We start from the raw sequence: 6,933 nt of genomic DNA, 5'->3' as shown, positions 1-6,933 counted from the left end.
ATGCGCATGCTTAAGCTCAGGGCCGCTTCGCTTTCCAGGGCCAGATCGGCCAGCACGTTTTGCATCAGCGGCTGCTGGTTCAGCACCTGGCCGAAGGCCGAGCGGTTGGCGCAGTGGTGCAACGCCTGCGATGCCGCCATGCGCATGCCGGCACTGGAGCCCACCATGCAGTCGAAGCGGGTCATGCTCACCATTTCAATGATGCTGCGCACGCCGCGTCCCTCCTCGCCGACCATCCTCGCCAGGGCGCCGCGCAGTTCAGTCTCCGACGACGCGTTGGAGGCGTTGCCCATCTTCTTCTTGAGCCGCAGCACCTGCATTGGGTTCTTGCTGCCGTCCGGGCGCCAGCGCGGCAGCAGGAAGCACGAAAGGCCACCAGGCGCTTGGGCCAGCACCAGAAAAGCGTCGCACATGGGGGCCGACACAAAATACTTGTGGCCGACGAGTTCGTAGGCTTGGCCCGGCCCACCCGTGCCCAGTGGATGGGCGCGCGTGCTGTTGGTGCGGACATCCGAGCCACCCTGTTTCTCGGTCATCGCCATGCCAATGGTGATGCCCTGCTTCTGCTCCACCGGCACGTTGCGGGGGTCGTACACGCGTGCCGTGATTTTGGGTTCCCAAACACTGGCCAGCTCGGGTTGCAGGCGCAACGCGGGCACGGCGGCAAAGGTCATGGTGATGGGGCAGCCATGGCCCGCCTCCACCTGCCCGTGCAAAAAGCTCTTGGCAGCGCGGGCGACGTGGGCGCCCGGTCCGGGCGCCGTCCACGGCGAGGCATGCAGCCCGTGCTCGATGGAAGTTTTCATCAGCTGGTGGTAGGCCGGATGAAATTTGACCAGATCGATGCGGTTGCCGAAGCGGTCGTGGGTATCAAACTCGGGTGTGAACTTGTTGGCCAGATTCCCCAGCTCAAGATAGTCGGCAGACCCCGTCAACTTGCCGAATTCGGCAAGTTCGGGCTCGGCCCACTGCCCGCCTTCGCGCTGGACTGCCTCCCGTAACGCAGCGTCTTCCATGTACATGTTGTAGTCAGTCAGCTCGCGCGAGAGGTTGGTTACTTCATGCGTGTCGGCCAGATAAAGCGAACCTTGTGCGGGCTCAATACGGGTGTTCATGGCTTGTCTCCAATTCTGCAGGTTGATGGGTGAACGGCAAAGGGGAAGGTGCCTCGGCAATAGATGCGAAAAAACGGTTCCAGATGGCGCGACCGGCTTCGTCAAAACGGTGAACGGCCTGGATGAATGCGTGGCGCTCGCTGGTGTCAACAAAAGGTTCCGGCAACAGGGGATCAAAGACCAGTTGATGAATGGCCCGGCCGCCGAGCAGGAATGACTCGCGGGCCGCCGCATCCAGCGCGAGCCCATTCGCGCCGGCCAGCCACGCCTCAAGCTGGTCTCGCCATTGGCGGTAGCTTTTCGTCAGTGCGGCGCCGTCCCACAGGTGCCTCACCATGGCCGCCCGTTCCGGATCGAGGTCCTCGGCCCGGAAGACGGCCGCTTGCCGGTCCAGTCCGAGTTTGTAGAGGCGTTGGCGTACCTCGTCAACGTCCGGTCCGATGTTGTCCGGGCGGATATGCAGGCCTCGTTCGAATGGCCGAAAGCCCAGCATCTGCAGGGCACGTTCGCGCCGCTGCAGCGCCACGCGGTCGCTGCGACCCAACGCTCCGGAATGCACGACGACATAGCCGCCCCGCCACGGCCGCAGTCGCGCCTCCATCGTGCGCCAGGTGGCAACGTCGCCGGCGAGATCGATCGCGGCCGGCCCCAGGCGGTAGGCACCGCGTCCCGCGATCTCAATGAATCCGGCCGCAGACAGGCGCGCGAGGGTGACGCGAAGGCTGTTTTCGCTGATCTGAAAAAGGGAACACGCCGAAATCGCATCGCGGGCGGTCATCGGCTTGTCGCCGGCCGCCAGCATGAGATCGAGCAGCAGGTTTTTCGGGTTGACCTTCATCGGTTGGGTGTGTTGCCTGGTCGTTGCACCAAAACATTACCAATTTTCACGCAAAATATATTTGCGTGTAATGTATTGTGCTCCGACGGCCAAGGAACGTCAACCGCCGCTCAGGAACCATGCCGCGCTCTGCGTGCAGATCTACCAGTCCACCAGGCTCAAACCGATACTCAGCACAGTACGCCGGCGGTTGTAATCCACCAGGGAATCGCCGTAGCCGGTGAACAGCTGGGTGTGAAAGCGCAGGCCACTCTTGCTGCCCGGGATGCCGCCATCAGCAATGTTTCTGAGCCATTCCAGTCGCACCGAGCCATTGGTGTCGGCCTTCAGCGAATGGCGCAGCGTCACGCCCAGCGTGTTGTCTTTGTTGACGTTCCAGTAGCCGGCCACTTCCGCCCGGCCGATCAGATCACTGATGCCCGGATTGTCGTCATCGTCGGCATTTTCATTGATCCGTTTCCATAGCCGACCCTGCAACCGGAACCGATCGCCTTTTTCCATGCCGGCCATCAGTACCAGCCGGTTCCAGCTGCGCGACAGCGGCAAGTCCTGTCCATTGGACTGGTGGACCAGGCTCACGCCGCTGTAACGCAGCCGCCATCCGAGCGGCAACTGCGCATCGGTCGGGTAGACATAGGTGAGTTCCGGCTCGTGGTCCGTACTGCGAAAGGGGCGGGACAACTCCCCGTTAAACAGCTGCCAGTGGGATTGCTGCGTATAGCCAAACCACAGGGAGTCGCGCAGCAAGGGTTGCTCGCGGGTGAGCAGCCCCTGCGCAATTTTGGTACGGACCGACAGCTGGATGCGGGCCTCGCTGGGGCTGTAAGGCTTGGCCGCCGCCGTGCGACCGGGCGATGGCGAATCGGGCTGGGTATTCACGCTGTCAGCGCTGATCCATGACAGGCTGATGGGACGGTAGCCACGAATGTTGAGGGATCCGCAGTCGGTGCCGGCTTCCAGCTCCCAGAAACGGGAGAGCTCTGAAAACTCCGGACTCCTGCAGTCATGGGCCGGCGGTGTCGTGATGGTGATGGTCACCGGGGGTGCTGCCGGGGTCGGTTCTGGGCGTGACGCAGGTGTCGTCTGCGTCAGGGTGCCAGCGGCTGACGGGACGGGTGAACCCACGCGCGCCTGCTCTGCGGCCCAACGGTCAAAGCAGCCAAGTCGCGCCTCCCGGTCGTCGGTCAGGCTGGCACAGCGTTGCCAGGCCGTGTCCCCGGCAGACGGCGTGCTGCCGCCCACCTGCGCCTGCACGTTGCCCGCCACCAGCGGTGTGCACAGGGCTATTGCCAGCCCGGCTGCTTGCGCAAGACGAACGGGTAGGAGGCGTTGTTTGAAGTGTTGTTCCATATTCCTCTGATTTCCTTGCCACAAGACCCTTCCACGACCGCGCCAAGCCATGTGGCTGCAATGCGCTGACCGTCCAGCGACTCTTCCAGGGTGAATTCGCCCTGATCCACGTCACCGGCGAGCAGGGCTTTGACACCGTCGCGGTTGACGCCGCCACTGACACTGCCTGCCAGTTCGGCATGCCTTTCGAACAGGATTGTCGCGCTCTGTGGCAGGCCGTCAAACTCGGCCCGCCACAAACCATAAAGGTGTACCGGGCTGATGTCGGCGGCCAGGGGGCAGCTGGCAGTCGATGACGGGTTTGGATGATTTTGGCCTCTAGCCCCCGTCCCTATTGCGCAGACAGCTATTAAAATAATAGCATATGAAATCTTCATGGCGGGACGCTCACGCTGGCCGCGCCTGGGCCTGGGCCTGGGCCGCTGCCGTGTCCAGCACCTTTTTGGCAAACTCTGCCCGCAACGCTTTGAGCTTTTCGCGCGGGTCTTCCTTGATGGTGGTTTGATCCAGCGCCATCTCGGCGATGAAGCGGCTGGGCAGGGCGGCGATCATCTCTCGGCCCTTCTTGCGTTTGCGTGTCCAGCTCACGGCCAGGCTGCGCTGGGCGCGGGTGATGCCCACGTACATCAGGCGGCGCTCTTCCTGCAGGTGCGTCGCTGTGGCCTCATTGGCCGCCTCATGCGCGCGCTCGGAGCCACCCAGCGAGGCCGCCGCGGAGTCGCCGCTGTCTTTCAGCTTGAACGGCAGCATGCCTTCGGTCACGCCTACCAGCATCACGTGCGGCCACTCCAGGCCCTTGGCGGCGTGCAGGGTGGACAGCGTCACCACGTCCATGTCCTTCTCGCGCTCACTGATGGTGGACAGCAGCGACACCGTCTGCGCCACCTCCAGCAGCGACTTGACCTCGTTGGCGCTCGACACCCCGGCCGCATCGTCAAGCTGGCCGCCGCAGCGGGCCGACATCCAGTCGCAGAAATCCATCACGTTGGTCCAGCGCGCTGCAGCGACCTTTTCGCTGTCTTCGCCGTCGTACAGATGTTTTTCGTAGCCGATTTCCTTGAGCCACTCCAGCAGGAACGCGCGTGCGTCTTCGGCCCCCATCGTGCGGCGGGCGCGAAACTCCAGGTCGTTCACGTAGCGGCCGAACTCGTGCAGGCTGCCCACCGCCTTGGCGCTCAGCACGCTGCCCAGTGACGAGGAAAACAGGGCCTCGAACAGGCTCACCTTGTACTTGCTGGCAAACACGCCCAGTTGTGCCAAGGTCTGATGGCCAATGCCCCGCTTGGGCGTGGTCACCGCGCGCAGAAAGGCAGGGTCGTCGTTGTTGTTGATCCAGAGCCGGAACCAGCCGCACAAGTCCTTGATCTCGGCGCGGTCAAAGAAGCTGGTGCCGCCCGATACCTTGTACGGAATCTGCGCCTTGCGCAAGGCTTTCTCGAAGGTTTTGGCCTGGTGGTTGGCGCGGTACAGGATGGCGAAGTGCCGGAACTCCTGGTACTGCGGCCCACCGTGGGACAGGCCACCGGCGCGCAGGCTCTGGATGCGGGCCACCGTGCGCTCGGCCTCGTGCTCTTCGCTGTCGGCGTCCACCACGCGCACCGGCTCGCCTTCGCCCAGGTCACTCCACAGGTTCTTGGGAAACAGCTTGGGGTTGGGGCCGATCACGTTGTTGGCAGCGCGCAGGATGGCACTGGTGGAGCGGTAGTTCTGCTCCAGCTTGATGACCTTGAGCGTGGGGAAGTCGACCGGCAGTTTCTTGAGGTTGTCCAGCGTGGCGCCACGCCAGCCGTAGATTGACTGGTCGTCGTCGCCCACGGCGGTAAAACGTGCCCCGGCCGCCGGGTTGCCGCCCACCAGCAGCTTGAGCACTTCGTATTGCGTGGCATTCGTGTCCTGGTATTCATCGACCAGCACATGGCCCATCAGCCCTTGCCACTTCTGGCGCACCTGCTCATGATTTTGTAGCAGCTTGAGCGGCAGGGTGATCAGGTCGTCAAAATCGACGCTCTGGTAGGCGCTCAGGCGTTCCTCGTAATGTCCCATGACGCGGGCAATGATGCGTTCGTTGTCATCTTTGGCCAGTACCGCAGCCTGTTCGGCGGTCAGTCCCTGGCCCTTCCATCCACTGATGATCCATTGCCAGGAGCGCGCTGTGGCGGCATCCACCGTGCCCCCGGCATCTTTCAGAATGCTGGTGATGTCGTCGGTGTCCAGGATCGAGAAGGTGGGTTTCAACCCCAGCGCCTCGCCGTCCTGGCGCAGCATGCGTACGCCGAGGGCATGAAAAGTGCAAATCACCACGTCCCTGGCGGCGCGGCCAATCAGGCCCTGCGCCCGTTCGCGCATCTCGGACGCGGCCTTGTTGGTGAAGGTGATGGCGGCAATGCGTTTGGGCTCCAGCCCGGCCTGGATCAGACGGCCAATTTTGTGCGTAATAACGCGCGTCTTGCCGGAACCGGCGCCGGCCAGTACCAGGCAGGGGCCGTGCATGAAATTGACGGCTTCCTGTTGGGCCAGGTTCAGGCCGGAGGGCGCGTGAGAAGGGGGGGAGGACATTCAGATACTCGGGGCGAAGCCGGGAATCATACAGAGGCAAGGCTGCATGCCCCAACTGCTGGGACAATACCCGTCGTGCTGCAAATCCTCTTAATTACCTTTCCCTTCTTCGCCCTGGTTCTGTGCGGCTACATTGCGGCACGCCGGCGCATGCTGCCGCTGGAGGCCATTCCCGGCCTGAATAGCTTTGTGCTGTTTTTTGCCCTGCCGTGCATGCTGTACCGCTTCGGCTCGACCACGCCGCTGGCTCAACTGCTCGATGGCGGTGTTTTTTTCACCTGGTTGCTGTGCGCGCTCATCATGGTGGGTTTCGCGGTCGCGGTCAGTCTGAACCAGCGCATTCGCTGGAATGACGCGTCATTTGGCGCACTGGTGGCGGCATTTCCGAACACCGGCTTCATGGGGGTGCCGCTGCTGGTCGCCCTGCTCGGCGCGCAGGCGGCCGGCCCCATCATCGTCACCATCGTGGTCGATATGGTGATCACCACCTCGCTGTGCATCGCGCTCTCCCGGCTGGATGGCGCGGATGAACATGGCGCGAGCAAGGCGGTCAAAAACGCCCTCAAAGGCGTTGTGGCCAATCCCATGCCGTGGTCCATCCTGCTGGGTGGGGTGGCCTCGGCTGTCAGCCTCAAGTTGCCGGCACCCGTCATGCAGACCATTGGCCTGCTGGCCGATGCCGCCTCGCCCGTGGCTCTCTTCACCATCGGCGCGGTGCTGGCGCGCTCCCAGATGCTGGCGGCCGCGCACAACCATGCGCCGATTCCCCTGAGCGACTACCTGCCGGTGGCCGCCATCAAGCTGCTGCTGCATCCGCTGCTGGTGCTGCTCGTCGGCGCGGCGGCGATCTCTCTGGGTATGCCTTTGAACAAGTTTGCGCTCACCGTCATGGTGCTGGTGGCCGCGCTGCCCAGCGCCAGCAATGTGTCACTGCTGGCCGAGCGCTTTGGCGCCGACAACGGCCGCATCGCCCGCATCATCCTGGTCTCCACGGCCGCCGCGTTTGTGACGTTCTCGCTGGCCGTGACGCTGTTGACCTGACCTGACCTGGCCAGGCCTGGCCTGACGCTAGCC

6 protein-coding genes are annotated in these 6,933 nt (G+C 63.4%); 1 reads left to right on the top strand and 5 read right to left on the bottom strand.

All coding sequences use genetic code 11. The features are described from left to right. From Q7T10_RS09350 to Q7T10_RS09330, 5 genes are all read right to left on the bottom strand, one after another. On the bottom strand, positions 1-1,115 hold a 1,115-nt coding region (locus Q7T10_RS09350; protein WP_304747627.1), incomplete at its 3' end, for an acyl-CoA dehydrogenase family protein. Then, positions 1,099-1,953 (bottom strand): PaaX family transcriptional regulator C-terminal domain-containing protein, encoded by an 855-nt coding sequence (locus Q7T10_RS09345; protein ID WP_304747626.1) that lies wholly within the window; start codon positions 1,951-1,953, stop codon positions 1,099-1,101. The genes Q7T10_RS09350 and Q7T10_RS09345, both read right to left, overlap by 17 nt. 141 nt (positions 1,954-2,094) lie before the next feature. Further along, a complete protein-coding gene (locus tag Q7T10_RS09340) occupies positions 2,095-3,303 on the bottom strand; it encodes a phospholipase A (protein ID WP_304747625.1) in 1,209 nt (402 codons plus the stop codon). Continuing rightward, positions 3,237-3,680, bottom strand: a complete 444-nt coding sequence (locus tag Q7T10_RS09335) for a hypothetical protein (RefSeq protein WP_304747624.1) — start codon at positions 3,678-3,680, stop codon at positions 3,237-3,239. The genes Q7T10_RS09340 and Q7T10_RS09335 overlap by 67 nt, the downstream gene beginning before the upstream one ends. Positions 3,681-3,690: 10 nt before the next feature. Next, complete coding sequence (locus Q7T10_RS09330) at positions 3,691-5,859, bottom strand: ATP-dependent helicase (RefSeq protein WP_304747623.1); 2,169 nt, start codon at positions 5,857-5,859, stop codon at positions 3,691-3,693. A gap of 75 nt (positions 5,860-5,934) precedes the next feature. Between Q7T10_RS09330 and Q7T10_RS09325 the strand changes: the two genes are divergently transcribed. Then, a complete protein-coding gene (locus tag Q7T10_RS09325; RefSeq protein WP_304747622.1) occupies positions 5,935-6,900 on the top strand; it encodes an AEC family transporter in 966 nt (321 codons plus the stop codon). Positions 6,901-6,933 lie beyond the last annotated feature (33 nt).

Origin of the sequence: Rhodoferax sp., from assembly GCF_030646845.1 — a bacterium.
Taxonomy (GTDB): Bacteria; Pseudomonadota; Gammaproteobacteria; order Burkholderiales; family Burkholderiaceae_C; genus Rhodoferax.
The sequence above is the reverse complement of the archived record's forward strand: the minus strand, read 5'-3'. Positions and strand labels throughout refer to the sequence as shown.

Bases quoted from the DNA above. Each gene is read 5' to 3' on its own strand.
- Q7T10_RS09345 (WP_304747626.1), bottom strand. From the start codon at position 1,953: ATGAAGGTCAACCCGAAAAACCTGCTGCTCGATCTCATGCTGGCGGCC.
- Q7T10_RS09340 (WP_304747625.1), bottom strand. From the start codon at position 3,303: ATGGAACAACACTTCAAACAACGCCTCCTACCCGTTCGTCTTGCGCAA.
- Q7T10_RS09335 (WP_304747624.1), bottom strand. From the start codon at position 3,680: ATGAAGATTTCATATGCTATTATTTTAATAGCTGTCTGCGCAATAGGG.
- Q7T10_RS09330 (WP_304747623.1), bottom strand. From the start codon at position 5,859: ATGTCCTCCCCCCCTTCTCACGCGCCCTCCGGCCTGAACCTGGCCCAA.